General features: G+C 33.1%; 23 protein-coding genes and 2 tRNA genes. 10 read left to right on the forward strand and 15 right to left on the reverse strand.

Features of this window, described 5'->3' with window-relative positions:
* Nucleotides 1-469 precede the first annotated feature (469 nt).
* Both nhaC and DG435_RS05000 read left to right on the forward strand, forming a co-directional pair.
* Nucleotides 470-1,954 carry a Na+/H+ antiporter NhaC gene (gene nhaC / locus DG435_RS04995; protein ID WP_106792935.1) on the forward strand — a complete coding sequence of 495 codons (1,485 nt, stop codon included), beginning with the start codon at nucleotides 470-472 and terminating at the stop codon, nucleotides 1,952-1,954.
* A 287-nt stretch (nucleotides 1,955-2,241) separates the two neighbouring features.
* Nucleotides 2,242-3,480, forward strand: a complete 1,239-nt coding sequence (locus DG435_RS05000) for a S8 family serine peptidase (protein WP_106792936.1) — start codon at nucleotides 2,242-2,244, stop codon at nucleotides 3,478-3,480.
* A gap of 364 nt (nucleotides 3,481-3,844) precedes the next feature.
* Here DG435_RS05000 and DG435_RS05005 read toward each other — a convergent pair whose 3' ends face one another.
* Genes DG435_RS05005 through DG435_RS05020 form a run of 4 tightly spaced genes read right to left on the reverse strand, consistent with a single transcriptional unit; the run spans nucleotide 3,845 to nucleotide 8,722 of the window.
* Nucleotides 3,845-4,402 carry an OsmC family protein gene (locus DG435_RS05005; RefSeq protein WP_106792937.1) on the reverse strand — a complete coding sequence of 186 codons (558 nt, stop codon included), beginning with the start codon at nucleotides 4,400-4,402 and terminating at the stop codon, nucleotides 3,845-3,847.
* Between the two features lie 32 nt (nucleotides 4,403-4,434).
* Nucleotides 4,435-6,252, reverse strand: a complete 1,818-nt coding sequence (locus tag DG435_RS05010) for a PLP-dependent aspartate aminotransferase family protein (protein ID WP_199852698.1) — start codon at nucleotides 6,250-6,252, stop codon at nucleotides 4,435-4,437.
* A gap of 13 nt (nucleotides 6,253-6,265) precedes the next feature.
* Nucleotides 6,266-7,708 carry an aldehyde dehydrogenase family protein gene (locus tag DG435_RS05015; protein ID WP_199852700.1) on the reverse strand — a complete coding sequence of 481 codons (1,443 nt, stop codon included), beginning with the start codon at nucleotides 7,706-7,708 and terminating at the stop codon, nucleotides 6,266-6,268.
* Nucleotides 7,709-7,711: 3 nt separating this feature from the next.
* Nucleotides 7,712-8,722 carry a homoserine dehydrogenase gene (locus DG435_RS05020; protein ID WP_106792939.1) on the reverse strand — a complete coding sequence of 337 codons (1,011 nt, stop codon included), beginning with the start codon at nucleotides 8,720-8,722 and terminating at the stop codon, nucleotides 7,712-7,714.
* 116 nt (nucleotides 8,723-8,838) lie between these two features.
* Between DG435_RS05020 and DG435_RS05025 the strand changes: the two genes are divergently transcribed.
* Nucleotides 8,839-9,309 carry an Lrp/AsnC family transcriptional regulator gene (locus DG435_RS05025; RefSeq protein WP_106792940.1) on the forward strand — a complete coding sequence of 157 codons (471 nt, stop codon included), beginning with the start codon at nucleotides 8,839-8,841 and terminating at the stop codon, nucleotides 9,307-9,309.
* A 21-nt stretch (nucleotides 9,310-9,330) separates the two neighbouring features.
* On the opposite strand, the gene DG435_RS05030 is transcribed toward DG435_RS05025, so the two are convergent.
* Complete coding sequence (locus tag DG435_RS05030; RefSeq protein ID WP_024771117.1) at nucleotides 9,331-9,723, reverse strand: acyl-CoA thioesterase; 393 nt, start codon at nucleotides 9,721-9,723, stop codon at nucleotides 9,331-9,333.
* 90 nt (nucleotides 9,724-9,813) lie between these two features.
* Here DG435_RS05030 and DG435_RS05035 point away from each other — a divergent pair, with 90 nt between their 5' ends.
* Together DG435_RS05035 and DG435_RS05040 are read left to right on the forward strand one after the other, a co-directional pair.
* The gene (locus DG435_RS05035) at nucleotides 9,814-10,443 is read left to right on the forward strand and encodes an NAD(P)H-dependent oxidoreductase (protein WP_106792941.1); all 630 of its coding nucleotides are present in this window, start codon (nucleotides 9,814-9,816) and stop codon (nucleotides 10,441-10,443) included.
* 142 nt (nucleotides 10,444-10,585) lie between these two features.
* Complete coding sequence (locus tag DG435_RS05040) at nucleotides 10,586-11,791, forward strand: DegT/DnrJ/EryC1/StrS aminotransferase family protein (protein ID WP_106792942.1); 1,206 nt, start codon at nucleotides 10,586-10,588, stop codon at nucleotides 11,789-11,791.
* Between the two features lie 15 nt (nucleotides 11,792-11,806).
* Here DG435_RS05040 and ribB read toward each other — a convergent pair whose 3' ends face one another.
* The 9 genes from ribB to DG435_RS05085 all read right to left on the reverse strand — a co-directional run bounded on the left by ribB (nucleotide 11,807) and on the right by DG435_RS05085 (nucleotide 20,084).
* A complete protein-coding gene (gene ribB / locus DG435_RS05045; protein ID WP_234387109.1) occupies nucleotides 11,807-12,928 on the reverse strand; it encodes a 3,4-dihydroxy-2-butanone-4-phosphate synthase in 1,122 nt (373 codons plus the stop codon).
* 77 nt (nucleotides 12,929-13,005) lie between these two features.
* The gene (locus DG435_RS05050) at nucleotides 13,006-14,451 is read right to left on the reverse strand and encodes an LptF/LptG family permease (protein ID WP_106792944.1); all 1,446 of its coding nucleotides are present in this window, start codon (nucleotides 14,449-14,451) and stop codon (nucleotides 13,006-13,008) included.
* 116 nt (nucleotides 14,452-14,567) lie between these two features.
* Nucleotides 14,568-15,200 (reverse strand): outer membrane lipoprotein carrier protein LolA, encoded by a 633-nt coding sequence (locus DG435_RS05055; protein WP_369871783.1) that lies wholly within the window; start codon nucleotides 15,198-15,200, stop codon nucleotides 14,568-14,570.
* A 58-nt stretch (nucleotides 15,201-15,258) separates the two neighbouring features.
* On the reverse strand, nucleotides 15,259-17,760 hold the full coding sequence (locus tag DG435_RS05060; protein ID WP_106792946.1) for a DNA translocase FtsK: 2,502 nt from the start codon (nucleotides 17,758-17,760) through the stop codon (nucleotides 15,259-15,261).
* A 67-nt stretch (nucleotides 17,761-17,827) separates the two neighbouring features.
* Nucleotides 17,828-18,196: a diacylglycerol kinase gene (locus DG435_RS05065; RefSeq protein ID WP_106792947.1), complete on the reverse strand. Its 369-nt coding sequence runs from the start codon at nucleotides 18,194-18,196 to the stop codon at nucleotides 17,828-17,830.
* Between the two features lie 6 nt (nucleotides 18,197-18,202).
* Entirely contained in the window at nucleotides 18,203-18,703 is a 501-nt protein-coding gene (tpx, locus tag DG435_RS05070; protein WP_024771125.1) for a thiol peroxidase, read from the reverse strand.
* Between the two features lie 115 nt (nucleotides 18,704-18,818).
* Entirely contained in the window at nucleotides 18,819-19,076 is a 258-nt protein-coding gene (locus tag DG435_RS05075; protein WP_024771126.1) for a hypothetical protein, read from the reverse strand.
* Entirely contained in the window at nucleotides 19,057-19,371 is a 315-nt protein-coding gene (locus DG435_RS05080; RefSeq protein ID WP_106792948.1) for a co-chaperone YbbN, read from the reverse strand. The genes DG435_RS05075 and DG435_RS05080 overlap by 20 nt, the downstream gene beginning before the upstream one ends.
* Before the next feature lie 74 nt (nucleotides 19,372-19,445).
* Nucleotides 19,446-20,084, reverse strand: coding sequence for a peroxiredoxin (locus tag DG435_RS05085; RefSeq protein WP_024771128.1), 639 nt, complete (start codon nucleotides 20,082-20,084; stop codon nucleotides 19,446-19,448).
* Between the two features lie 278 nt (nucleotides 20,085-20,362).
* Here DG435_RS05085 and DG435_RS05090 point away from each other — a divergent pair, with 278 nt between their 5' ends.
* The 4 genes from DG435_RS05090 (at nucleotide 20,363) to DG435_RS05105 (ending at nucleotide 24,743) form a co-directional block, all read left to right on the forward strand.
* Nucleotides 20,363-22,597 (forward strand): response regulator, encoded by a 2,235-nt coding sequence (locus tag DG435_RS05090; protein ID WP_106792949.1) that lies wholly within the window; start codon nucleotides 20,363-20,365, stop codon nucleotides 22,595-22,597.
* A gap of 122 nt (nucleotides 22,598-22,719) precedes the next feature.
* Complete coding sequence (locus DG435_RS05095) at nucleotides 22,720-23,889, forward strand: PLP-dependent aspartate aminotransferase family protein (RefSeq protein WP_106792950.1); 1,170 nt, start codon at nucleotides 22,720-22,722, stop codon at nucleotides 23,887-23,889.
* Nucleotides 23,890-23,892: 3 nt separating this feature from the next.
* Nucleotides 23,893-24,609 (forward strand): bacillithiol biosynthesis deacetylase BshB1, encoded by a 717-nt coding sequence (gene bshB1, locus DG435_RS05100; protein WP_106792951.1) that lies wholly within the window; start codon nucleotides 23,893-23,895, stop codon nucleotides 24,607-24,609.
* A gap of 58 nt (nucleotides 24,610-24,667) precedes the next feature.
* Nucleotides 24,668-24,743 (forward strand) — tRNA-His (locus tag DG435_RS05105).
* Between the two features lie 74 nt (nucleotides 24,744-24,817).
* On the opposite strand, the gene DG435_RS05110 is transcribed toward DG435_RS05105, so the two are convergent.
* Nucleotides 24,818-25,876: a M28 family metallopeptidase gene (locus tag DG435_RS05110; RefSeq protein WP_106792952.1), complete on the reverse strand. Its 1,059-nt coding sequence runs from the start codon at nucleotides 25,874-25,876 to the stop codon at nucleotides 24,818-24,820.
* Nucleotides 25,877-26,048: 172 nt separating this feature from the next.
* Between DG435_RS05110 and DG435_RS05115 the strand changes: the two genes are divergently transcribed.
* Nucleotides 26,049-26,133 (forward strand) — tRNA-Ser (locus DG435_RS05115).
* Nucleotides 26,134-26,156: the final 23 nt, after the last annotated feature.

Raw genomic sequence — 26,156 nt, forward strand, 5'->3', positions numbered from 1 at the left:
TATCTCAATTAGAACAAAAGTTAAAAAATCAGAGAAATAATGTATATCGATATGATCAATTATTGCTCATGATATTTCTTACACATATATATATAAAAAGCAAAAAGCCTCTGGGTATGAGGCTTATTAGGTTTAGTGTTCAAAATAACTCATTAAGAATTATTTTACTGGGACAAAAAAAGTCACAAAACAATCAAAAAATTCCAATTTTTCTCTTACTCTTCTTCTTTCGTAATCCAAAAGTAGAACATATCATAAAATTTATCATAAAATAGTTATGTAATAAGATTATAAATATCGATAAAAAGCACAAAAGATCGATTAATGTAGATTTTCGTCATTATAAATCAACATTCTATCCTTTTACATCTTTTTTATTTAGGTTTGAAAGTAATTAAACTCAATGTAGACGTTGCATAGCTTTTATTAATATCGTAACATTACATCCATAAAATTTCGAATTTAGCATATGGAAAGTCAAAACATCACACCTACCGATCCCCAAAACGAAGATATTATTGAGAATAAAGAATTAAACATCTGGGAAGCCTTGATCCCAATTATAGCATTGGTTATTATGTTATTCTTTAATGTCTATTATATTTATGGAGATGAAGCAATTAGCGGAAGTAATCAGTTTGTTTTGCTTATGGGAGCTGCTGTAGCTGCGATAGTAGGGTTTTATAATAAGGTAACTTATAAACAAATGATGGAAGAGGTTGCCAAAAATATAAAATCAACCTCTAGTGCACTAATTATACTATTATTAGTGGGGTCATTAGCAGGAACCTGGTTGATTAGCGGTATTATCCCTACCATGATTTATTATGGTTTACAAATTCTTAATCCAACTATCTTCCTGGCCGCCTGTGTAATCATTTGCGCCATCATATCTATTGCAACGGGTAGCTCCTGGACTACCTCTGCAACTGTAGGTATTGCACTGATCGGTATTGGTGATACCTTGGGAATCTCTCTCGGAATGACAGCAGGCGCTGTAATCTCTGGTGCTTATTTTGGAGATAAAATGTCTCCCTTATCCGATACTACTAATTTAGCTCCTGCGATGGCTGGTGGAGAATTATTTTCTCATATAAAATATATGGCGTATACAACTATACCAACTATAGTAATCACACTACTGGTTTTTATTGTTATAGGATTTACTATTGATACATCTGGAACTCCAGAAATTAGTGAGCAATTACATGTTATTGATAATGCTTTCAATATTTCTCCCTGGTTATTTATTGTTCCTGTTTTGATTATCGGTTTAATTATTAAAAAAACACCTCCGGTGGTTGCCTTACTTATAGGTACGTTGCTTGGTGCTATTGCTGCCATTATTGCTCAGCCAGAAATTGTAACGACCGTTGCCGGTAGTGACGAATTCACATTTAATTCTGCATATAAAGGAGTGATGAATGCAATAACAACAAAAACATCAATACAGACATCCAATGCTGAACTTACTAAGCTCTTTACTTCTAAAGGAATGGTTGGAATGCTAAATACTATTTGGCTAATATTATGCGCTATGGTATTTGGTGGTGTGATGGATGCTATTGGAGCATTAGCAAGGATTAGTAAAGCTTTATTGAATTTATTTGATTCTGTATTCGGGCTTTTTGCCAGTACAGTAGTAAGTTGCCTAGCACTAAATGTAACTGCATCTGATCAATATTTAGCTATCGTAGTACCAGGAAGAATGTACGCCAAAGCTTATAAAGATAAAGGACTAGCCCCAGAAAACCTTAGTCGTACTCTAGAGGATTCGGGAACTGTTACTTCAGTTTTAATTCCCTGGAACACTTGTGGAGCTTATCAAAGTGGAGTACTTGGTGTACCTGTAGTCGATTATTTCTTTTTTGCCATTTTTAACTGGCTTAGTCCATTTATGACATTACTTTTTGCTGCTTTCAGAATTAAAATAAAACAGTTGGCTAAAGGGTAACAACTATCAAACAACATATAAAAAAAGCACATTGTTCTCGATGTGCTTTTTTTATCCCCCAGATATTTTAAAAGTATACTTATTCATAACAAGTAAAACAGTAATAACCTATTAAACAACTCATTACTCCTCTCTACTTACTTACGGGACACTAATAAAATTCGAATACAGCATCAAAAAACCTTCTTTTTTAGAATTATTTTCAGTTTTTAACAAAAAAACTAAGAATACGATTGTTAAACACATGTATTTATAGATTTTTGAAACCTTAACATAAACTTAATATTATGAAAACAATTCAAAAAATTATTCGTATTGAAATGATTCTAATTATGGTTGGAATCGCATTTTTTTTAAATTCTTGTTCTAAAGAAGAAGTTTCTGAAGAACTATCAACAGAAAGCCCTTCTACAGATATTAGCGCTGCTCAAGCAGTTCCTAATAGCTATATTATTGTTTTTAAAGAAGATGAAAAGTTAAAAAAGAACAAACAAAAAGTAACTCAAAAAGCATCTGGTATTTTATCTAAATACAAAATTTCTTCACAAAAAATGAAATTTGTTTATGAAACTGCGATACAGGGGTTTAACCTTGACGATATTTCTACAAAAGAAGCCGAGTTACTTAAAAACGATCCTGACATTCTTGCTGTAGAACCAAATTACATTGAGAAATTAGACGTTACTGTAGAACAAGGGGTAATGCCTTCTGTAACAACAGGAAAAGCAAACAAAAAAGCTACTACTGGTTATTATGAAACCGGGGGAGATTATGTAGACTGGGGGGTTGTAAGAGTTGGAGGCTACACCTACTCTACCGGAAAAACAGCATGGGTCCTGGATAGTGGTGTGTATGCACACCCTGACCTTAACATCGATTATAATCGTAGTACCACTTTTGTAGATAACAATTGGGGAGATAGAAATGGTCATGGTACTCACGTGGCAGGAACCATTGGTGCAATGCATAATGGAGATGGAGTTGTTGGAGTTGCTCCAGGGGCTACAATTGTTGCGGTAAAAGTATTAAGTGATGGTGGAACCGGAACACAAGCGCAAATCATTGCAGGAATCAATTATGTTGCTAATAATGCTAGCTATGGTGATGTATGGAACTATAGCATAGGGTTTACCAGTAGAACAATTAGTGTAGCTTACGAAACTGCTTTCAGAAACTTAGCCAAAACTACATTTGGGGCTATGGCCGCTGGTAATAATAATGATAACGTATATTACTACTCACCACAAAGAGCATATATCCAAGGATGCTGGGTCGTTGGAAATATGACTAATACTGATGCTGCTGCAGGTGGTTCTAGCTACGGAGATAATGTACATGCATGGGCTCCGGGAACAGGGATCTGGTCTTGTGGTATAGGCGGTAATGAATTTGCACAAAAGTCGGGTACTTCAATGGCCTCTCCTCATTTGGCGGGTATATTACTTGTTAACGGAAATGGTAAGATTTTTACTGATGGTAATGTTACTAAAGGAGGGTATACTGCATCAATAGCAGTAGCAAAGTAATAAAACATTCTAATTCTAGTGACATTTTTATTTCAGAAATTGGTTAATTGTAAATAAGCAAACTTGGTTGTTTGTGTATTCTGTAAAAGGCTGTTTAAAATTTTAAACAGCCTTTTCTCTTCATTTCTTACAACACATAATAAATTCATCTTTTCAATTTACTGCTTCCTTTGTACACGACAAAAATTTACATGATACAGAGATGTGTTGATGTGTCATTCTATCAAAGAACACAATCTACTCGTTAATAGCACAATAGATATTTTATCAAGTATCTAGGTTTTTATATACTAAAAGGCTGTATGAAAAATATCATACAGCCTTTCCTATTTACCGCCAAACGGGTAAATTCAAACTAAACTAACTAATTTTTTACCATTGTAGGGTTAACTACCAGGCTAGAAATCATTTTCACTTTATTTGCTACAGTAGCATAGTTTGGTGAAAATTGGATAACCTGATCTGCAATTTCTTTAAAATCCTGCTCTGTACCGTTTCCTTCAACAGTAAAACAATATTCTACGGTATCAAATCCTACAGGAGAAGTTTCATTTATACCTAGAAATCCTTGCAAGTCCAAGCTTGATTTTATCTCTAAAGAAACTCCTTCTAATTCGATTCCTTTTATTGAAGTCATAGCAACAAAAGTTACCATCATACAGCCCGAAAGTCCTCCTAATAAATAATCCTGAGGTGTTGGAGAAGAATGTTCTCCTAATAGTTGTTCTGGCTCATCAATAACAAAAGAAAAACTATGAGGTATTTTCTCATCTCCAAGTTGCAATGCGTTGGTTTCAACCCCTACTTTTGTACCGCCTAACCAGGTCGCTTTAATACCACCAGAATACATTCCATTCTTAGAATCCTGCTCAACTGTATTTTTGTAAGCTCCTAAAGCCTCTAAATTAATTCCGTTAATCATAATTGTTTAAAGTTTTAAAATTGTTAATGTATTTAATTTAAGTATCCGTGATCTATTAACTGTTGTTGTACTTCCATATATGTATCTGCATATAATTTATCTACTTCACTTTGAGATAAGAAAGAACTAGAGAATCCTGGTTTTTCTGGATCTATCATTAGTTTTACAGATTGCATAAAATGTTGAATCAATTCTTTTGGGTTCTCATTACCAACAGATACTCTCATTGTCGTTTTGTGAATACCTGCCTCTAGCAAAGCATCTTTATTTAATTCTGAATGAGATGTAAATGCTGGACATAAAAGTGTAGTGTTAATCTGTCCTAAACTTACCTGAAGACCAAATGCAGGAGCCAAAGTATCAAAGAACATCTTAAAGGCTTTATCAGATACTTTTGCTTTTTCAAAATCAATAGTAAATAAAGGCGAAGCTAATTGATACTTACTAATCTTCTTCATAATGCCATGATTATGATTGTTTTCTAATCCATTACAGTGTACGGTTATACCAGGATTAGAGTCAAAAAACTTAGCAAGAACTAAAGTATTTACACATTTTTGAGCCATTCTCATACTTAGTGTTTTCATACCCGATAACACCTCGAATGCAGTATCAGAATCTAAGAAAGCACCTTTGATGTAGTATACATTCCAGAATAAAGTTTCATCCCATTTTATTCCATCTACTTCATCTCCTTTTGGTAAAAACATTAAGTTATTTTTACCTATAATACCCCCTGCTATTGCATTACCAGATCCGGTAATATCTTTGGTATAGCTATGAAATAAGAAATCTGGTCTACACTCTTCATCTTCATGCTGTAATGGTTTGATCAGGAATGGTGTTGCTACCGTCCCATCCAACATTACTGTTGCTCCGTTCTGCTTAGAAAATTTACAAATAGCAGGCACATCCAACATATAACCATGAGGATTACATGGAGACTCCATATACACATGTAATTTATTACCAGAAGAGAGTATATCCTGGTAATCTTCTTTGGCTTTTTCTAATACTGGTTTAAAATCTTCTATAGAATATCCATCAAACCAAACTACATTAATTGCGAACTTATTCTTTTTAGCAAAAAAATCTTCGATTAACTGGTAAACTCCTCCATAGATATTTCTAGAAAGTATAAGAACATCATTATGATTTAACACATTACTCAATAGCGCATCTACCGCAGCCATACCACTATTAAAATTCCACGCAGTATACTCATCTGCGTATTTACCTGCTTCTATGTGTACCATATGAGTAGCCAAAGCCATAGAAGTAGGATTTAATAACCTGGAGTATATATGATGTATCGATTCTTTACCGTTAAAAGCATCGTCAACCCATTCTGTACAAGAGTAATCATATGTAGAAGTACGTGCAATCACTGGAGTCGCAGAAAATAAAGCTGCAATATTATTAAACAAAGGATGAGGTCCTTTGGCTTGTAAAGATTCATCTGACTGCCCTAAAGACTGATAGGTTTTGCTTAGCGGGCCTTGTAATGTTTCTAATACTTTTGCTATTTGAAAAGATAAAAAACGCTTAGCATTAAAATATGCTACTTTCTCTCCCTGATCTAATTTTGCAATGGTATCATTTGTTATTTTCTGTAATTTAGAAATATCTGATTGTGCATTGTAAATATCCATAGCAGCGCCTTTCAGGGCTTCTCCATATGCACTATCAACATCTATTTGAAAATGTTCTAACTGTTCGATTGCCAACTCTTCTATAGTTGTACTTGCTGTAGATTTTCTTCTAGGTGATAATACTTTGGCTATATCTATGTTTCCATTTTTTGTTATAGTTTCGTCTGATAACATCTCTACGTTTTCTATACTATTCATATCTATAATTTATTTAAAGGTTAAAACATGCAATTTTAGTTGTGGTCATTTCCCGTATAGCAGATTTTACTCCTTCCCGGCCAATACCACTTTGTTTAATTCCGCCAAAAGGCATCATATCTATTCGGTAATCTGAAGAATCATTAACCATAACCCCTCCACACTCTAATTGGTTTACTGCTTTAAATGCGGATTCGATTGAATTTGTAAAGATCCCTGCATGCAATCCGTAAGGAGAATCATTGCTTGCGTTGATACCTTCTTCTAATGAGTTAATTCTAGAAATTGTTGCTACTGGTCCAAAGATTTCTTGTTTACCATTTAATGGGTGATCATGATTTCCTTCTATAAGCGTTGCTTCAAAAGCATTGCCTACTCGGTTTCCTCCACATAAAACCTGGTAACCAGAATTTTTTAATTCAGAAATAGAGTTCTCTATAACACCAATTGCTTCTTGAGTAATAATAGGTCCCATATCGGTATTAGCATCATTAGGGTCTCCCAGTTGTATTGAATTAGAAAGGGTAACTACCTTTTCCTTGAACGCATCGTAGATCGTATCATGAACATACAAGCGTTTTACGCCTACACAGTTTTGGCCTGCTGCCCATACCATACCTCCTACGCAGTTTTCTGCGACAGCATCTATATCAACATCATCCATAACTATTACCGGAGAGCTCGAACCAAGTTCCATTGCTACTTTTTTAATTCCTGCAGCTTTTATGATTGCCTCTCCGGATTTAGTCCCCCCAGTAAAACTTACCATATTAACACGTGAGTCCGTAATTAATGCATTTCCAAAATTACTTACCGGCCCGGTTATGATATTTAGGATATGATGAGGTAAACCAGCTTCTAGGAATAATTCACCTAGTTTTATTGCAGAAATAGGAGTGAAATCTGAGGGTTTAAGTATAACTGCATTCCCCGAGGCAATTGCGGGGCCTAATTTATGTGCCACCAAATTAAGAGGATCATTAAATGGCGTTATTGCAGTGATGATACCTATGGGGTCATGTACATAATAACCTGTTCTGGAAGCAGCACCAGCAAATGCATTAAAAGGCACAGTTTCTCCCGTAAGCCTTTTAGCTTCTTCACTACAAAGGGTTAATGTATTGATACACCTATCTACTTCTTTGGCTGCTTCAATTTTGGTTTTAACTCCCTCGTTTACTATAGTTTGGGTAAACTCTTCTTTTCTTTCTTTTAAGAAAATAACTACTCTGGCTATAATTTCACTTCTATCATATGGTGATAAATTTCTGGATATCACTTTTCCTAACTCTGCAGATTTTAAAGCTTTTTGTATGTGATCTGCATCAGCACAAGAAACAGCATACACCTCTTTTCCTGAATAAGGATTTAATACCGATAATTTTGTTGAACTTTCTACCCAATCTTCTCCAATTAACATTTTCATGGAATCAATCTTGTCTAAAGTGCTTATCATACCTCAACTATTTTTAATTATTGATAATACATCTGAGAATACAGAATAGCCTGTTTCAAGTTTTCCGGCTCCGGGTCCTGTAACCATAAGTTTTCCTAAGTATGCAGTAGAGACTTCTATCGCATTAGTAACACCTCCTATATTTGATAGTGCATCTTCGTTATCCAAAGCTTCTGGCTGCACTTTTGCTTCTATAGTCTTACCAGTTTTTGTTAAACTCCCTATAAGACGAATGTTTTTTCCTTCCTTTTTAGCAGCATCCAGTTCTTCTATAGAAATAGCATCAATACCAACAGTAGGTATATTTTCTAATCCCAGATCAACACCAAAGACTTTATGAGAAAGTATAGCTACTTTTCCTCTTGCATCATATCCCTTAACATCATTAGTAGGATCTGCTTCTGCATACCCTTTTTCTTGAGCAACTCCTAATGCATTTTCAAAAGAATCTCCCTGAGACATTTTTGATAGGATATAATTACTCGTCCCATTGAGAATTCCTCGTATACTTACGATATCATCTCCAGCAAGGCATTCTTCTATTAATGAAAATGTAGGAGTACCACTTAATACTGTACCTTCATATCGTAACATCGCTTTATTATCATTTGCTAACTTGTTTAGTTCTGTATAATGCAATGCAACCGGACCTTTATTTGTAGTAACCACATGTTTACCATTAGTAAGAGCATCCTTAATGAAAGTATATGCAGGATCTCCTGTTGTATAATCACTATAAGTTGCCTCTACAATAAGATCTACACTATCTATTTCAGAAAGAGAATCTCCATCTTTTAATGAAGTATCACTGATTTTTTCCCCATTATTAAGTTTTTTTAAAAGCTCACTAATATTTATCCCCTGAGGATTATATATGTTTCCTCTTGCAATATCTTTGACAGCTACTACCTTGATATCACTTCCAAATTTTTGAGAAATCCAATCTGTTTTTTGCTCTAGAATTTCTAAAAAACCTCTACTTACGGTACCCAATCCTATTATACCTATATTCATTTTTGAATTTAATTTTACAAGTTCACGAACAAAATTCACTATATTTACAAATTATATGAATTATATTCATATTAAATTTCAGTAAAACCGAAATAAATTCTAAATAGATAGTAAATATGAAGTTAGATCAGAAGGATATTCAGATTTTAAACCTATTACAAAATAATGCTCGGCTTTCTAATAAAGAGTTAGCTGCAGAGCTAGATATCGCGCCCTCTACCTGCCATGAGCGATTAAAAAGATTAACAAGAGAGGGATTTTTTAAAGCTTTTAATGCTGATCTTAATTTAAAAAAATTAGGGATCAATGTACAAGTAATAATTGCTATACGTTTAAAAAAGCATGAAAGGGAAATTATAAATTCTTTTATTAAAAGAATACGAACACTTAAAGGAGTTATTAAGTTTTATCATATGGCGGGAGATACCGATTTTATGATTCACATTGGAGTAAAAGATTCTGATGATCTTAGATCCTTTATTCTTGATAAATTAGCAAACTTTAGTTACATAGACCATATAGAAACGGCTATGATTTTTTATGATGAATGTGTATGTAACCTTTCTATTTTTGAATCTGAAAACTAAAAATAGCTAATTCACAAAGAATTATTTGTTAACTATAGGAATTGGATTTTTATTATTATCTATGGCAACAAACTTGAAGTGCCCAGAAACGGCAAGTTCTCTATCATTGCTATACATATCTTCTTTGTAAATATCAACTTTTACCAAACAACTGGTTCTTCCTACTTCTGCAATTCTTGCTACGAGTTCTATAATGGTTCCTTCGGGTATTGGTTTCCCAAAATCAATCTTATCTGTAGATATGGTGACTACTTTTTTTCTACTAAAACGAGTAGCACATATAAAAGACACTTCATCCATAAGCTGTAATGCTGTACCACCAAATAAAGTTTCGTAATGATTGGTCGTATTAGGGAATACAGCTTTAAAGATTCTTGTTTCAGATTTATTAATCAATTCTTCTATAGCATTCATACAATTGTGATATAGTTTTTTCTTATCATTTTACCTGTCAAAGGTAAATCTTATCGTACTATCTTTGTCATATACTTAAAAAAACTTCGAATGAATATTATAGAAAGTTTACATTGGCGTTATGCCACCAAAAAATTCGATAATAAGAAAATCCTTTCTCAAGAAAAAATAGATATATTAACAGAAGCTTTTAACCTTACTGCTACTTCATATGGCTTGCAACCCTTAAAATTAGTGGTAATTAAGAATAAAGACCTACAAAAAGAACTTACTCCACATTCTTGGAACCAACAGCAGGTTGCCGATGCATCACACGTGCTGGTATTTTGTATCGAAAAGACAATAGGAGAACAATACATATCTAAGTATTTTGATAATGTAAAAGAGATAAGAGATACTCCCGAAGAAATATTAAAACCTTTTAAAGAGCAGCTTGTGGATTCTTTTACTTATAAATCCTCTGAAGAGATATCTAATTGGGCTGCAAAACAAGCATATTTGGCCTTGGGAAATATACTTACCGTATGCGCTATCGAAAAAATAGATTCCTGTCCTATGGAAGGTTTTATACCAGAAAAATATGATGAAGTCCTTAATCTCAATGATTTAGGACTAACATCAGTATTGGTACTACCTATTGGGTATAGAGCAGAAGATGATATGTTTTCTGAGTTCAAAAAAGTAAGGCGCCCAATTAAAGATACTATCATTACTATCTAAATTTTGGTTCGTTAAATTTTAATTCACTCTATAAAAATTATTCCATATTATTGTAATCAAAAAAATCTGGTATATCCACTATAAAATCAAAACTCTTTTCGGTATTTTTGCCGGGAAGAGTTTTTAATTTAACACTATACCTATGCCAGGATTTGAGTTATTTGGTGCTGAAGAGCAAAAAGAAGTTCAAGATGTTTTAGATAATGGAGTTTTAATGCGATATGGATTTGATCCAATGAGAAATGGCCATCATAAAGCATTAGAATTAGAAAGAGATTTAGCAAACAGAATGCAATCCAAATATGCTCAGGTAGTATCCAGCGGAACTGCAGCTTTAACAGTTGCATTGGCATGTGCTGGTATCGGATCTGGAGATGAAGTAATTATGCCTACATTTACTTTTGTAGCAAGTTTTGAAGCTATATTATCTGTTGGGGCCACCCCAATACTATGTGATATAGATGATACACTTACTTTGGACCCTAAAGCTGTTGAAGCATCTATAACTCCAAAAACAAAAGCAATCATGCCTGTGCATATGTGTGGGTCTATGGCAGATCTTAGTACATTAAAAGCAATTTGTGATACACATGATCTTATTTTATTAGAAGATGCTTGTCAGGCTATCGGAGCCACTTACGATGGAAAACCATTAGGAAGTTATGGAGATCTGGGTTGTTTTTCTTTTGATTATGTTAAAACAATTACCTGTGGTGAAGGTGGGGGTATAATTACTAATTCTGAAACCTATGCAGATCGAGCACACAAATACCAAGATCATGGTCATGACCATGTTGGTAATGATCGCGGTGCAGAGACACATCCATTTTTAGGATATAATTATAGATTATCCGAACTAAATGCGGCAGTGGGAATTGCACAGCTAAGAAAATTAGATCATACACTAACAATCCAGGAAAAAAACTACACTATACTTCGTAATGCTCTGGCAGCAGTTCCCGAAGTTTCTTTTAGAAGAGTTCCAGAAACAGGAGTAGAAAATTATTCATTTTTAAATATATTTTTACCTACAGAAGATATTGCCAGAAAAGCACATAAAGCTTTAGGAGAAAATGGTGTAGATGCTTGTTTTTATTGGTTTGATAATAACTGGCATTACTATAAAAAATGGGAACATCTTTTAGAACAAAAATCTCTTAGTAAACTATCTCAGGAAATACAATTAGGGTTACAAAAAAACAATCGGTCATTTGATGCCAGTGATCTATGGATGGGACGTACTGTTTCTTGCCTTATTAAATTAAACTGGACTGAAACAGAAGTAGCAGATAGAGCTTCAAAAATGGTTGAAGCTTTAAAAGGTGTTCTTGTAAAAAGTGTACTATAAGATAGATATCAGATTTTAATACCCCACATAGTCTACGATTTCTAAACCGTATCCAATCATTCCAACGCGTTTTTGTTGTACTGTATTAGATACTAATCGTAGTTTATGAATATTAATATCATGTAGAATCTGTGCTCCTATACCAAAGTCTTTGGTATCCATGGCAATTTTTGGTGCTTTTACTACATCTTTTCCATTTTGAATTTCTTTTAAGGCACTTAAGCGCCCTAAAAGATTAAGGGATTGGCTTTCTTGATTAATAAAAATTATTGCTCCTTTACCTTCAGCATTAATACGTTGAAACATAGCATCCAGTCGTTTATCAGCATTATTGGTTAGCGTTCCCAGAATATCATTATTAAACAAGGTAGAATTAATTCTTGTAAGCACAGGTTCGTTTTCTTTCCAAGAACCTAGTGTCAAGGCAATATGCACTTGATCATTGGTTGTTTGCTTATAGGCTCTAAGTCTATAACTTCCAAAACGTGTAGTAATATCAAAATCTTCTTTTTTCTCGATCAGAGAATCATGCTGCATACGATAGGCTACAAGGTCTTCAATCGATATCAATTTAAGGTCAAATTTCTTGGCAACCTCTACCAATTGAGGTAAACGGGCCATAGTACCATCTTCATTCAAAATTTCGACCAAAATCCCTGCTGGTTTAAATCCTGCAAGTCTTGCAAGGTCAACAGCTGCTTCGGTATGTCCTGTACGTCTTAATACTCCTCCATTTTTCGCTTTAAGCGGAAAAATATGCCCCGGTCTTCCCAAATCATCAGGTTTTGTATCTTCCTGAATCAATGCATTTATAGTCTTGGCTCTATCATGTACAGAAATCCCTGTTGTACACCCATGTCCAATTAAATCTACCGATACGGTAAATTGGGTTTCATGCAAAACGGTATTGTTCTGAACCATCATATTCAGGTTTAACTCCTCACAACGATCTCTTGTAAGTGGAGCACAAATCAATCCACGACCATGGGTCGCCATAAAATTGATCATTTCTGGAGTTACTTTCTCTGCAGCAGCAATAAAATCTCCTTCATTTTCACGATCTTCATCATCTACCACAATGATCACCTTTCCTTGCCGAATATCTTCAATAGCTTCTTGAATGGTGTTCAGTTTCATTTTGTTTGTGGTATTAGTTGCTTGTGACATAATCATACTCTTAAATTTATTACGGGCAAAGATATTTAAAAAGAAATCTATTTTTTAGATTTAGAAGATCGTTTTGCAAAGAAATTCTTTATTGGTTGTATAAAAGTATCCATATTAAAGATTCCTTGATCTGTAGTTGCCCTATATGTTAGGAATATACTTAGAGGAAATATAATACACGTAGAAAGCCATGAACCTACAAATGGGGGAATCCCACCTTCTTCTGCACTGTTTTTAGCAAAAATTCCAATAAAATGGTATGTCAAAAACAATACTACTCCAATAACTATAGGTAATCCTAACCCTCCTTTACGAATTATAGCCCCCAAAGGAGCTCCAACAAAGAACAATAAGATGCAAGAAATTCCTAAAGCAAATTTATCATGAAATGACATTTCATATTTATTTAGAGCCCTTTTCTTAAAACTTAGATTTTTTTGTGTCGAATTTAGCTTTCTTATTACTCCATCTACTGTAGAATTTGCAATCTGGTATATCTGTATTTTTTTAAGCGTATTATAATAATCTCTTACATGCAACGTATCATTACTTGTTTTTGAAAGAGAATCCGTTATTTTAATATTTCTATTTAATCCTTCAAATCCTATCATTCTGTCGATTTCTACCGTCATATTCTTCACATCGGCATTAACCTGGATAGATAATGTATCTATCTGATCTTTTAGTTCATTAACATTAAGCATATTATATCCTTTGCTATATTGTTGTTCATCCATATCTACATTACCCAAAGATGACAAATCTATATTAAGAACATATTTTTTAAAATGTGTTTTGGCAAAAGGTAATCTGTTTCTTTTTTGAGGAGAATTCTGTTGGATCTCATCATAATAATTGCCATCATTAAGGATCAAGGTGATTAAATCAGAATTGATATTACCTTTCAACTCTCCTCCTACTGCTTTTATAACTGTAAAATTACCTGGTCTTGCAGCTTTCTTATGAATGATAACATCTCTAAGAAACTCATCATTATCACCATATTTTTCTGCTACTTTTATATTTATATCCCCTAAATCATTAAACTGATTAGGGGTTATTACCATTGCTGGTTTTACTTTAACTATATTTTTACGAAGGTTTATAAACCTTTTCTCTGAGGACGGGATTACTGTATTCGAAAATAGAAAAGCTCCTATTCCTACAAAAAAGATAAAAACAGATAACGTTCTCATAGCTCGTTGCAGAGATATCCCAGAAGATTTCATCGCGGCAAATTCATAATTCTCGGCAAAATTCCCAAAAATCATAATAGACGTTAGCAAGATAGTAAGCGGCAAAACCATAGGGATTAATCTAGGTGTTGCAAACGTCAAAAACTTTAATATTACTGAAAAATCCAGATCTTTTCCTGCCAATTCTGATATAAACAGCCAGATGGTTTGCAATAAAAGGATAAACATAATAATTATAAAGAGCGGAAAAAATGTCTTCACAAAAGTTGTTAAAATATACCTATCTAGAATTTTCACTCGTTTTCTGTTTTCTAATCGCTAAAAATATACATTAATTAAAAACTAAAGAACGTGTGTAAATTTTCACACCCGTTCTTTTCTATGCTTTTGTATTTTCTTATGTATTATTCTTTCTAATCTAAGCGATTGATATAATAATTTTCATATTTTGATTTATCAAACACAAATAATGTTTTTGACAGCGGTTGATTAGTTTTGAAACTATTAACCGTAATTGTAACATTAGTACCATTATTTTGTTTCTGAATCATTTTGTAAATATGCTTTGTTTGCTTATCAATACCAAGCAATATTTCTTTTAAATCACTTTTTGAGTCAATAGGTATCAATTTTACATATTGAATTTTTCTACCTTTTACATCCTGAACAATATCCATTTTATAGGTATAACCATCTTCATAGAAAGTCAACATTTTTGAAGGAGTCACACTGGCACCATCATCTTCATCTTGTGAAGAAATATTGATTTCCTCATCTTCTGGGACTATTACATGTAACTTTTTACCATCATACATGCGTTTGGTTCCCATGATATTAAGCAGGTACTTGTTTCCTTGTAATGCTACATCTCCTCTGGTTTCCTGAGCAACATTCTCTGCCTGATTGTTAATAGAATATTTAAAGTCAATAACAATATTGGTGTAGCTATTTACTTTTTTGGAAACCTCATCCAAAAGATCTTTGGCACTTTGGGCTTGTGTAGTACCTATGCCTAATACAAATAGTAAAAATATAGCCTTTTTTATCATTTTATTTATTCTTCTTTAATTACTAATTATCATTACCATATTATTAATCAGCTCATTACTCATTATCCAGTAACTGCTGAAGCGAAATTAAATCGGGTACTAAAACCTGTCTTGCTTTACTTCCTTCAAAGGGGCCAACAATTCCGGCAGCTTCTAATTGATCTATTAATCTACCTGCCCTATTATACCCTAATTTTAATTTCCTTTGTAATAAAGACGCCGATCCTTGTTGAGCTGTTACAATTACTTCTGCAGCTTCAGCAAAAAGTTTATCTCTATCTTTTTTATCTATATCAAGACTTGTGCCACTTTCTTCGCCTACATATTCTGGTAACAGATGTGCATCGGGATATGCTTTTTGGCTACCAATATAATCTGTTATTCGTTCTACTTCTGGGGTATCTACAAAGGCACATTGTATTCTTACAATATCATTTCCTTGTGTATATAACATATCCCCTCTACCAATTAATTGATCAGCTCCTCCTGTATCCAAAATTGTACGAGAATCTATTTTAGAAGTTACTCTAAATGCTATTCTGGCAGGGAAATTAGCTTTAATCATACCTGTGATTACATTTACAGATGGTCGCTGTGTAGCTATAATAAGATGTATCCCTATTGCACGAGCCAATTGAGCTAATCTAGCTATAGGGGTTTCTACCTCTTTTCCTGCTGTCATAATTAGATCTGCAAACTCATCTACTACAAGTACAATATATGGTAAAAATTTATGTCCGTTCTCGGGATTTAACTTTCTTGCTTTAAACTTTACATTATACTCTTTAATATTTCTAACCATTGCCTGTTTTAACAGGTCATATCGAGCATCCATCTCAATACACAAAGAATTAAGTGTATTAATCACTTTAGTATTATCTGTAATAATAGCTTCTTCTGTATCGGGTAATTTGGCCAGGTAATGTCGTTCGATTTTATTAAACAATGTAAGTTCTACCTTTTTAGGGTCTACCAAAACAAATTTTACCTCTGCGGGATGCTTTTTATAAAGTAACGATGTAAGTATCGCATTAAGTCCAACAGATTTTCCTTGTCCCGTAGCTCCCGCCATAAGAAGGTGAGGCATTTTGGCAAGATCAACTACAAACGTTTCGTTCGAAATCGTTTTACCCAAAGATAATGGCAATTCCATTTCTGCATTTTGAAACTTAGAAGATGAAATTGCAGATCGCATTGATACAATAGTAGCTTTTTTATTTGGTACTTCTATACCAATAGTTCCTTTACCAGGTATAGGAGCAATTATACGAATTCCAAGAGCTGCTAATGATAATGCGATATCATCTTCCAGGTTTTTAATTTTAGAAATTCGAATTCCAGCTTCGGGTACAATTTCGTATAATGTTACTGTAGGACCAACTGTGGCTTTAATTTGAGCTATTTCAATTTTGTAGTTCTTAAGCGTCTCTACAATACGGTTTTTATTTTCTTCTAACTCTCCTTGATCAATTGTAATTCCACCCGATTGTGTAGTGTAATCTTTTAATAAGCTAATTGCAGGAAACTTATAGTTCCCTAACTCTAGTTTTGGATCAAATTCGCCAAAATCTTTAACCAGCTTAGCACTTAGGTCTCCGACTACTTCTTCTTCTACTGTAGTTTCGACCTCCATTGCAATATCCTCTGGATTATCTTCTGATTTTATAATTAGTTTCTCGGGAATCTCGTTATCTTGATTATTTGGATCTCCATAAAAATCATTAATTGTAGGGTTTAAAGTAACCTCTTTGGTATTACTATCCTTTTTGATTGTTTCTTCTTTCTCCTTTTGCTTTTTCTCGTCATACTTTTTATTAAAGTCTTTGGATTTAGCAATAATCGAATCTATTTTTTCTTTAATACTAGAACTAGAATTATCAGTATCAGACGAAGGAGTTGATACTACTTGTCCATTATTTGTTTCTGGCGTTCCTTCAAAATCCTTTGCAATAGCTTTTTGAGTATTTTTTAAAGAATCAGATATTTTCTCTGGAGTATATCTTAGACGTACTACAATATATACTATAGCAAAAAAGGCAAGTACAAGAACAGTCCCTATAAAACCTATATAGTCTCTTAAAAAGTCATTAGTTTCATATCCAATAATACCAGCTAATAATCCTCCATCTTTTTCTACAAACCCTAAAACAATAGATATCCATAGCATAACTAGTCCGCCCCAAAACCAAAATCCAAATAGTTTTTTTTTGTTGAGGTCAAAGAACAAATACACTCCTGTTAATGAGGTTAGCACAGGGATAATCAATGCAGAAATTCCAAATCCTTTAAAAATAAAGAAATGACTTACTGTAGCTCCAAATTTACTTAACCAGTTCTTTGGAGATGATGTTCTATTATAAAATTGTGATATTTCACTTTGATCAATTTTCCAATTAAAGAAAAACGAAACAAAAGCAAAAAATAATCCTATCCCTAAAAAGAACAAGAAGCTACCCAAAACAACTTTCTGCTGTCTCGATAGCGTAAATTTTTCTTTTAGTGATGTTTTAGGTTTTTTTGTTGTTTTCCTTTTTGTACTTACCTTTCTTTTGGCCATTTTTTGGGTATCTTATCGCAAAAATACGAATATCTATATTGGAACGTAAAAATGACTAAAAAATTTTCTAAACTAAATATGGGATATAAATTAATAATCCAATTATTATAGCTGTAATTGCAGCAATAAAAACAGCTCCCGCGGCTATATCTTTTATAATACCTATCTTATTATGAAAATCCGGGTGAATAAAATCTGCGATTGCCTCGATTGTGGTATTTAGCCCTTCGATACTCATTACCAAACCAATAGCAAAAATTTGTAAAATCCACTCGATCGAAGTAATCTCGAAATAAAAACCTAATATCGTCATCAATATTGCAATACCAACCTGTACTTGTATACTTGGTTCTGTCTTTATCAACAACAAAGCTCCTTTAAAAGCATAACCACAACCTCGCAATCTGCCAACCACAAATTTTACTACCTTACTCATCGGGTATTAAGACAATATTTCTAGTGCCGCAGAATAATCTGGTTCCTGTACAATTTCTGGCACCTGTTCTGTATACAATACGGTTCCTTTCTCATCGAGAACGATAACTGCTCTAGAATGTAACCCTTGTAATGGTCCATCTACAATCTCTAGTCCATAGTTTTTTCCAAACTCTCCGGTTTTAAAATCAGAATGATTGATTACATTTTCTAATCCTTCTGCTCCACAAAAACGACCTTGAGCAAAGGGTAAATCACGTGATATACACAATACTTTAGTGTTTGATAAATTGCTTGCTTCTTTATTAAATGCTCTTACTGAAGCTGCGCAAATTCCGGTATCTATAGAAGGAAAAACATTTAAAACTACTCTATTTCCTTTATAATCAGATAATTTTGCAGTAGATAAATCAGCATTCACCATCTCAAAATCTGGTGCGTTTTGTCCTACTTCTGGTAAATTTCCACTAGTGTGAATTGTATTTCCTTTTAATGTTATTGAAGCCATAATAAATGATTGTTGTTTTAAGAGTTATAAAATTAGTAAGATTATATTGTAATATTAATAAAGTTTTAAAAAAATAAAAAAACCAACTATAAGTAATAGTAGGTTTTTTTATTTCTCAGGTATCTATAGATCCAAGGACTCTTTTCATGAAACTGTTTAGGGCTTCTTTTTTTGGAGTACCTTCTTTAATCATTTTATCCACCTCTAGAGCTCCATACATATTCGAGATCAGTTCTCCAATAACATCCAACTCTTCATCTTTTAATGAAGGTACTTCTGTTAAAGCCTCTAGGGTTTCAATAGTTTCTACGATAAAATCTTCATCGTTTTCTTCGATAAAGCCTGTAAGATGTTTAATTACTGGTAACTTCATCTACCAAATTTTTTAGAATATCAAATTTATTAGTTTGAACCTGATTTACAAAAGCTCCGCCTTTGAATGTAGCAAATGTTGGAAGATTATCTACCGTAGCAAGTTTTCTGGATTCAGGATATTTCTCAGCGTCAACAATAACAAAAGTTGTATCACTGTTTTCTGAGGCCAGTTTTTTAAATTTTGGTTTCATAATCCGACAATTACCGCACCAAGTGGCAGAATACTGTACGATAACAGTATCGCTATCCTGTATTAGCTGTGAAAGATTGTCTGTTGCTAGTTCTTGTACCATATTATTTGAATTAAAGTTTAGAAAAAATTTCTCTGGGTAAAAATCCCAGAGAAATTTTTAATTCGGATTGTCAATTAATGAGCTGCCAGGTAAGAAGCTACTCCTTTTCTATCCGCGTTCATTGCATCTTTTCCTTCTTCCCAGTTTGCCGGGCACACTTCTCCATTTTTTTGTACATGCGCATATGCATCGATCAATCTTAAAAATTCAGCTACATTTCGACCAACAGGCATATGGTTTATTCCTTCATGAAAAACTGTACCTTCTTCGTCGATTAAATAAGTCGCTCTATACGTTACATTATCACCTTCTACAGTTACAACTCCTGTTTCTTCATTATAAGTTTCATTTGTAATATCAAGGATACCCAATGTACTAGAAAGATTACGATTAGAATCTGCAAGAATTGGATATGTTACTCCTTCTATACCACCATTATCTTTAGAAGTATTTAACCATGCAAAATGAACTTCTGGAGTGTCACAAGAAGCTCCTATCACAATCGTATTTCTTTTTTCAAATTCATTTAAAGCCTCTTGAAAAGCATGCAGTTCTGTTGGGCAAACAAATGTAAAATCCTTAGGGTACCAAAAAAGCAGTACTTTTTTATTTTTATTTTTAGCTTCTTCTAAAACATTAAGCTTAAAAGTATCTCCCATATCGTTCATTGCATCAACGTCCAGATTGGGGAATTTTTTACCTACAAATGCCATTTTTTTACTTTTTAAAATTTATAATTGATTAATTTTTGACAATGCAAATATACACCTACTTATAGAACAATAATTACTGTATAATTTTAATTATTTATATTTAAATAGTTTTTTCTAATCATAGAAAGATTTCTTATAAAACGAATTAAATTCCTACACAAACATCTAATTACTTACAAAAATTACGGATAAATAGCACTTTTTTTACGGTGAATTACACTATGTTAAATCTATTTTTGTATTTTCGTCAACATAAATAAACCAAGAATTATTGAACGTTGAAAAATTTTATTCAACATATAAAAGTAATATTTTTAATAAGCTTTACTCTTACTGTACAATCTCAATCTTCTATAACTTCTGATAGTATTCAAAGTTATATTGAAAAGGCTGAGAAACTACAGGAAGAATACAAGTACGAGCAGTCTTTGGAAATAGCCCAAGCTGCACTTCATTATGCACAATACAATAATGATGACAAAAGTCTTGGGTATATCAATAATATTATTGCCAAAAATTACGAAACTAGCGAAGATGATAATGAAGCAAGAAGATATTACAGAAGAGCATTAACTTATGCCCGAAGTTCAAAGAGCGAAGTATTAGAGACAGATCTTTATAATAACCTTGCACGAGTATACACCAAACACAACCTTACACGTAAACAAGGAGTTGGTTATTACAAAAAATCTTATGAGTTTGCAGTACGATTAAAAGATACCATAAGAATGATACGCCCATTATTAAATCTTGGAGAATATTATATTTCCAGAAATGATTTTGACAGTTCTTATGAATACCTCGCACCTGCAAGAAAGTTGATTCATCAAAAATCTTCTAACCTTGATAAAACCAAATTAAATAGTCTTTTAGGAAAATACTTCCTAAGTGTACGAAAATTTAAAAAATCAGAAGAGTATACAGATAAGGCAATATCATATGCTATTGGCGAAACTAAAAATAAGAAAAATAATGATGAACTTATTTCTAGGTATTATGAAGAGTTAGCCTCTGCCTATGAAACCAAATCTGGTCTATATGTTAAACAAGATGATTATCAAAAAGCATACAGTTATCAGAAAAAACAATTTCAAAATATATTACAAGCTAATAACCATAAGAAACTAAAAGAGCTGAGACGTGCTAATATTAAGTACGAGGTTGATATTTTTGAAAAAAGAGCAAAAAAGGCAGAATCAGAAAAAAAAGAAAGCGAATCAGAAGTTGTAAAATGGAGAATCAGTATTATCCTAGGTATCATCTTGATTCTAATATCATTAGCTTTCTTAATTAGTTCCTATAAAAATAATATACAAAAGAAAAGGCTTAACAATGATCTTATTGACAAAAACAAGGAATTAATAGGTGCCAAAGAGACTGCAGAGCAAGTATCTACTTTAAAGTCCCAGTTTATCTCTACTGTAAGTCATGAACTTAGAACACCTCTATACGGTGTAATTGGGCTTACCTCTTTATTGATGGAAGACCCTGATAAAAAGAAGACCAATGAATACCTAGAATCTTTAAAATTTTCTGGTGATTACCTTTTGGCTTTAATTAATGATGTTTTACAATTAAGTAAAATAGAAACTAATGAAGTTAAACTCGAAAAGGTTTCTTTTGATATCAAAACACTAATCGAAGGAATTGTTAATTCTCTTCATACCAAACAAAAGAGCAACAACAATACTGTTCATATTGATATAGACAAAAAAATAACCGCTACTTTACTTGGAGACTCGGTAAGATTATCACAAATACTAATTAACCTGATCGGTAACGCGCTTAAATTCACCAAAGATGGAAACATTTGGGTTAGTGTAAAATGTATCGATGATAAGGATGATAACTATGCTTTACGCTTTATTGTTAGAGATGATGGAATAGGAATACCTAAAAATAAGCAACAGACAATTTTTGACAATTTTGCTCAGGTAAAGAACGAAAATCAAGAATATGAAGGTACAGGATTAGGATTGGCAATTGTTAAGAAACTAATTCATCTTCATAATAGTGAAATTCATATAAAGAGTAAAGAAAATCAGGGATCCGAATTCTATTTTGATCTATATTATGAAAAAGCTGTAAAAGAACAAGAAATTTCATTAAAAACAGGAGAGAATCTAAGTATCGGAACAAGCAATTTCTATGTTCTTATTGTAGATGACAATAAAATAAATCAAATTGTTACTCAAAATATCTTAAAAAAGAAAGGATACACTTGTAGTATTGCAAACAATGGTATGGATGCAATCGAAATGTTAAAAAATGAAAAGTTTGATTTGGTATTAATGGATATAAATATGCCCGAAATGAATGGCCTTGAAGCCACCAAAGTAGTACGAACTTTTAATACCACTATTCCAATTATAGCACTAACAGCTGTTGAAGAAGGAGAAATAAGAAACCAAGCTTTATCAGTAGGCATGAATGATGTAATCATTAAACCCTATGATACTCAACAATTCTTCCAGACAATAATGAGAAACATCTCAAAAGTAAAAATGATATAGCCAAGTTAAAAAAGGCGAAACCAAATCTGTAATATCTAGTCATTTAATCTGTTAAATCTTATTTGATTTCTTCTGAAAATCTTAATTTAGATGCGATAATTATAAGATTTACCGCATTCATTATGGATACAAAAAATATGGGGTTTAATACCATCTGCACTCACCTTGGCGAAATCAAAGATGAACAATTTAAAGGAGCTATATCACCGATATACATGTCTACCTCTTATGCTTTTGAAGATGTAGATGTAAAACGTTATCCGAGATATTTTAATACTCCCAATCAAGAAACATTATGCAAAAAAATAGCTAAGCTCGAAAAAGGAGAATCTTCTCTGATTTTTGGTAGCGGTATGGCAGCAATAAGCACTACACTATTTGCATTTTTACAGAAAGGAGATCATATTGTTTTGCAACGTACACTCTATGGAGGAACTGCTAATCTCATCAATGAAGAGTTTGAAAAACACGGTATAGAATTTTCTTATGTAGATGCTCATACTCCAGAAGGTTTTAAACAAAAAATACAACCTAACACTAAGGTAATTTATATAGAAACTCCTTCTAATCCTTTGCTCACAATTATTGACATTAAACCTATTGCAGAGTTAGCAAAGGAAAATAATATTCTTACTATTATAGACAATACTTTTGCATCTCCTGTAAATCAAAATCCAATTCTATTAGGTATAGATATCGTTATTCACTCTGCTACCAAATATCTGGGAGGCCATAGTGACATCCTTGCAGGAGCTGTCATTTCTACCGAAAAAAATATAGATCAGGTATTTCAGGTTGCTAAGAACTTTGGCGGTAGTTTAAGCGACTTTACAGTATGGATGTTAGAGAGAAGTATAAAAACATTAGGGATTAGAGTACAACGCCAGAATAAGAATGCCCTAAAGCTTGCTAAATGGCTTAAAAAGCATGAAGACATCGCTACAGTCTATTATCCCGGATTGAAATCACACCCTGACCATGAAATTGCAAAAAAACAAATGACTGGTTATGGTGGTATGTTATCTTTTGAATTAAAAGAAGGGTTGGATGCCAGTAAGTTTCAAAAAGAATTAAAATTAATTAAAAGCTCTATGAGTCTTGCCGGGGTCGAAAGCACTATGCTATCCCCTACTCTTACCTCACATGCTTTACTTACCGAAGAAGAACGAAATTTACAAGGAATTAAAGATGGATTAGTACGATTTAGCGTAGGTATAGAAGAAAAAGAAGATTTAATGCAAGATATACAACAAGCCATAGAAAAAGTAAAAGTCCCAGAATTAGAACATTAAAATATGAAGTTAGATATTCTAGCCATAGGAGCTCATCCTGATGATGTAGAACTAAGTTGCTCAGGAACCATAGCCAAAGAAGTTAGTAGAGGTAAAAAAGTTGGAATACTGGATCTTACCAGAGGAGAGTTAGGAACTAGAGGCACTCCCGAAATTAGAGATCAGGAAGCAAAAAACGCTTCTGAAATCTTAGGAGTTGTCACTCGTGAAAATCTAGGTTTTAAAGATGGGTTTTTCTCAAATGATCAGGATCATCAATTAGAGGTCATAAAAAAGATAAGAAAATATAAACCCGAGATTGTACTTTGTAATGCAATTATAGATCGTCATATAGATCATGGTAAAGGAAGTAAGCTAGCTAGTGACGCTTGTTTTCTGTCGGGATTAAAAAAAATTGAAACTACTCTTGATGGCGTGAATCAAGATCCCTGGAGACCAAAACAAGTATATCACTATATCCAATGGGCTAATATTGAACCCGATTTTGTAGTTGACATTAGTAATTATATTGATAAAAAGATAGAAAGTGTAATGGCATATACCTCTCAATTTTATGATGCGGGTAGTAAAGAGCCTGTTACTCCTATATCAAGTAAGAATTTTATAGAAAGTGTAAAGTATCGTGCTGCCGATTTAGGGCGAATAGTAGGTGTACACCATGCCGAAGGCTATACCGTAGAACGCTATGTAGCAGTCGATTCTATTTTTGATTTAATTTAATTCAAAAAAATGTTTGTAGAAAGGTAGAAATACTTTATTTTTGCACCCGAAATTAAATGGTGGTTGTAGCTCAGTTGGTTAGAGCATTGGTTTGTGGTACCAAGGGTCGCGGGTTCGAATCCCGTCTTCCACCCCTAAAATTTAAAAAGCCCTTTTTCGAGGGCTTTTTTATTTTATCACAGTAGTGTGTTTTTATCTTAACATCTCGTTATTCACCTTCTTTAGCACCATCAACTATAATTCTTTCTGCTCTATTAGCTACCTCCCAGGCAGTATAAAACACCAACTTTGCTCTTTTGGTCATAAGTTCATATTCTATTTTATCTGGCGTATCTGTTGGTTTATGATAATCCTCGTGCACTCCATTAAAATAAAATATGATAGGAATATTATGTTTTGCAAAATTGTAATGATCACTTCTAAAATAAAATCGATTTGGATCATTTTCAGCATTATACGTATAATCCAAATCCAATTTGGTATGCTCTGTATTTGCTTTTTCGCTAATATTATGTAATTCTGTACTTAATCGGTCACTACCAATCAAGTATACATAGTTACTTTTATCCTCTCCTTCATGTTTCTTATCAATTCTTCCTATCATATCAATGTTAAGGTCTGTTACCGTATTTTCTAAAGGAAAAACAGGGTTTTCTGTATAAAATTTTGAACCATATAGTCCTTTTTCTTCACCAGTAACATGCAAAAACAGGATAGATCTCTTTGGCCCAACCCCATCTTTCTTTGCTTTCATAAATGCATCTGCTATTTCTAATAAACTTACGGTTCCAGAACCATCATCATCGGCACCATTATGAATATTACCTTTTTCATCGGTTCCTACATGATCATAATGAGCAGAAATCACGACAATCTCATCAGGTTTTTCTGTACCTTCAATAAACGCCAATACATTCTCTGAAGATTTAATACCTCCTCTAAAATAACTTTCGGGTATTTCCTGATAGTAATCATCTCCCCCTAAAGGAGAAGGAATACCCATTCTTTGATATTGTTTCTTTAAATATTCTGCAGCTTTTTTCTGACCGGGTTCTCCTGTATCACGGCCTTCGAAATCATCACCTGCAAAAACATATAAATATTCTTTTAATTCTTTGGCAGTAATGCTTTCAGCATAGGTAACAGCGGTTAATTCTGTATTCACACTAGTATGTGAATCTATTTTTGGATTAGCAGTTGTAGAATTTTGAGATGTTCCACAACAACAGACTATAAATGAGCTGACTAGTATTATAGTATTTTTCATGAAATTATTTAATTAAAGATGTACAATATACTCAATTCATCCCATATGAATATGAGAATGTTTTCTTAAAAGAAAATAACTCTTAAAATTTTTTAAAATTTTTCTTTTTAGAATTAAAAAAGTTTTTATATTTGCACCCGCATTCAGGGAATACCTGATGAGACTAAACACTGGAGAATTGGCAGAGTGGTCGAATGCGGCAGTCTTGAAAACTGTTGAGGGTCACACCTCCGGGGGTTCGAATCCCTCATTCTCCGCAAGGAATTTACTTAATTCCATA

It is taken from the genome of Aquimarina sp. Aq78, from assembly GCF_900299525.1.
Taxonomy (GTDB): domain Bacteria; phylum Bacteroidota; class Bacteroidia; order Flavobacteriales; family Flavobacteriaceae; genus Aquimarina.

Excerpts from the sequence above, each read along its gene's own strand:
- bshB1 (WP_106792951.1), top strand. The coding sequence starts at position 23,893 with ATGAAGTTAGATATTCTAGCCATAGGAGCTCATCCTGATGATGTAGAA.
- DG435_RS05030 (WP_024771117.1), bottom strand. The coding sequence starts at position 9,723 with ATGAATGCTATAGAAGAATTGATTAATAAATCTGAAACAAGAATCTTT.
- DG435_RS05025 (WP_106792940.1), top strand. The coding sequence starts at position 8,839 with ATGAAGTTAGATCAGAAGGATATTCAGATTTTAAACCTATTACAAAAT.
- DG435_RS05095 (WP_106792950.1), top strand. The coding sequence starts at position 22,720 with ATGGATACAAAAAATATGGGGTTTAATACCATCTGCACTCACCTTGGC.
- DG435_RS05020 (WP_106792939.1), bottom strand. The coding sequence starts at position 8,722 with ATGAATATAGGTATAATAGGATTGGGTACCGTAAGTAGAGGTTTTTTA.
- DG435_RS05015 (WP_199852700.1), bottom strand. The coding sequence starts at position 7,708 with ATGATAAGCACTTTAGACAAGATTGATTCCATGAAAATGTTAATTGGA.
- DG435_RS05000 (WP_106792936.1), top strand. The coding sequence starts at position 2,242 with ATGAAAACAATTCAAAAAATTATTCGTATTGAAATGATTCTAATTATG.
- DG435_RS05005 (WP_106792937.1), bottom strand. The coding sequence starts at position 4,402 with ATGATTAACGGAATTAATTTAGAGGCTTTAGGAGCTTACAAAAATACA.
- DG435_RS05065 (WP_106792947.1), bottom strand. The coding sequence starts at position 18,196 with ATGAGTAAGGTAGTAAAATTTGTGGTTGGCAGATTGCGAGGTTGTGGT.
- DG435_RS05035 (WP_106792941.1), top strand. The coding sequence starts at position 9,814 with ATGAATATTATAGAAAGTTTACATTGGCGTTATGCCACCAAAAAATTC.
- DG435_RS05085 (WP_024771128.1), bottom strand. The coding sequence starts at position 20,084 with ATGGCATTTGTAGGTAAAAAATTCCCCAATCTGGACGTTGATGCAATG.
- DG435_RS05040 (WP_106792942.1), top strand. The coding sequence starts at position 10,586 with ATGCCAGGATTTGAGTTATTTGGTGCTGAAGAGCAAAAAGAAGTTCAA.
- tpx (WP_024771125.1), bottom strand. The coding sequence starts at position 18,703 with ATGGCTTCAATAACATTAAAAGGAAATACAATTCACACTAGTGGAAAT.
- nhaC (WP_106792935.1), top strand. The coding sequence starts at position 470 with ATGGAAAGTCAAAACATCACACCTACCGATCCCCAAAACGAAGATATT.
- ribB (WP_234387109.1), bottom strand. The coding sequence starts at position 12,928 with ATGAAACTGAACACCATTCAAGAAGCTATTGAAGATATTCGGCAAGGA.
- DG435_RS05060 (WP_106792946.1), bottom strand. The coding sequence starts at position 17,760 with ATGGCCAAAAGAAAGGTAAGTACAAAAAGGAAAACAACAAAAAAACCT.
- DG435_RS05110 (WP_106792952.1), bottom strand. The coding sequence starts at position 25,876 with ATGAAAAATACTATAATACTAGTCAGCTCATTTATAGTCTGTTGTTGT.
- DG435_RS05080 (WP_106792948.1), bottom strand. The coding sequence starts at position 19,371 with ATGGTACAAGAACTAGCAACAGACAATCTTTCACAGCTAATACAGGAT.
- DG435_RS05075 (WP_024771126.1), bottom strand. The coding sequence starts at position 19,076 with ATGAAGTTACCAGTAATTAAACATCTTACAGGCTTTATCGAAGAAAAC.
- DG435_RS05010 (WP_199852698.1), bottom strand. The coding sequence starts at position 6,252 with ATGAATAGTATAGAAAACGTAGAGATGTTATCAGACGAAACTATAACA.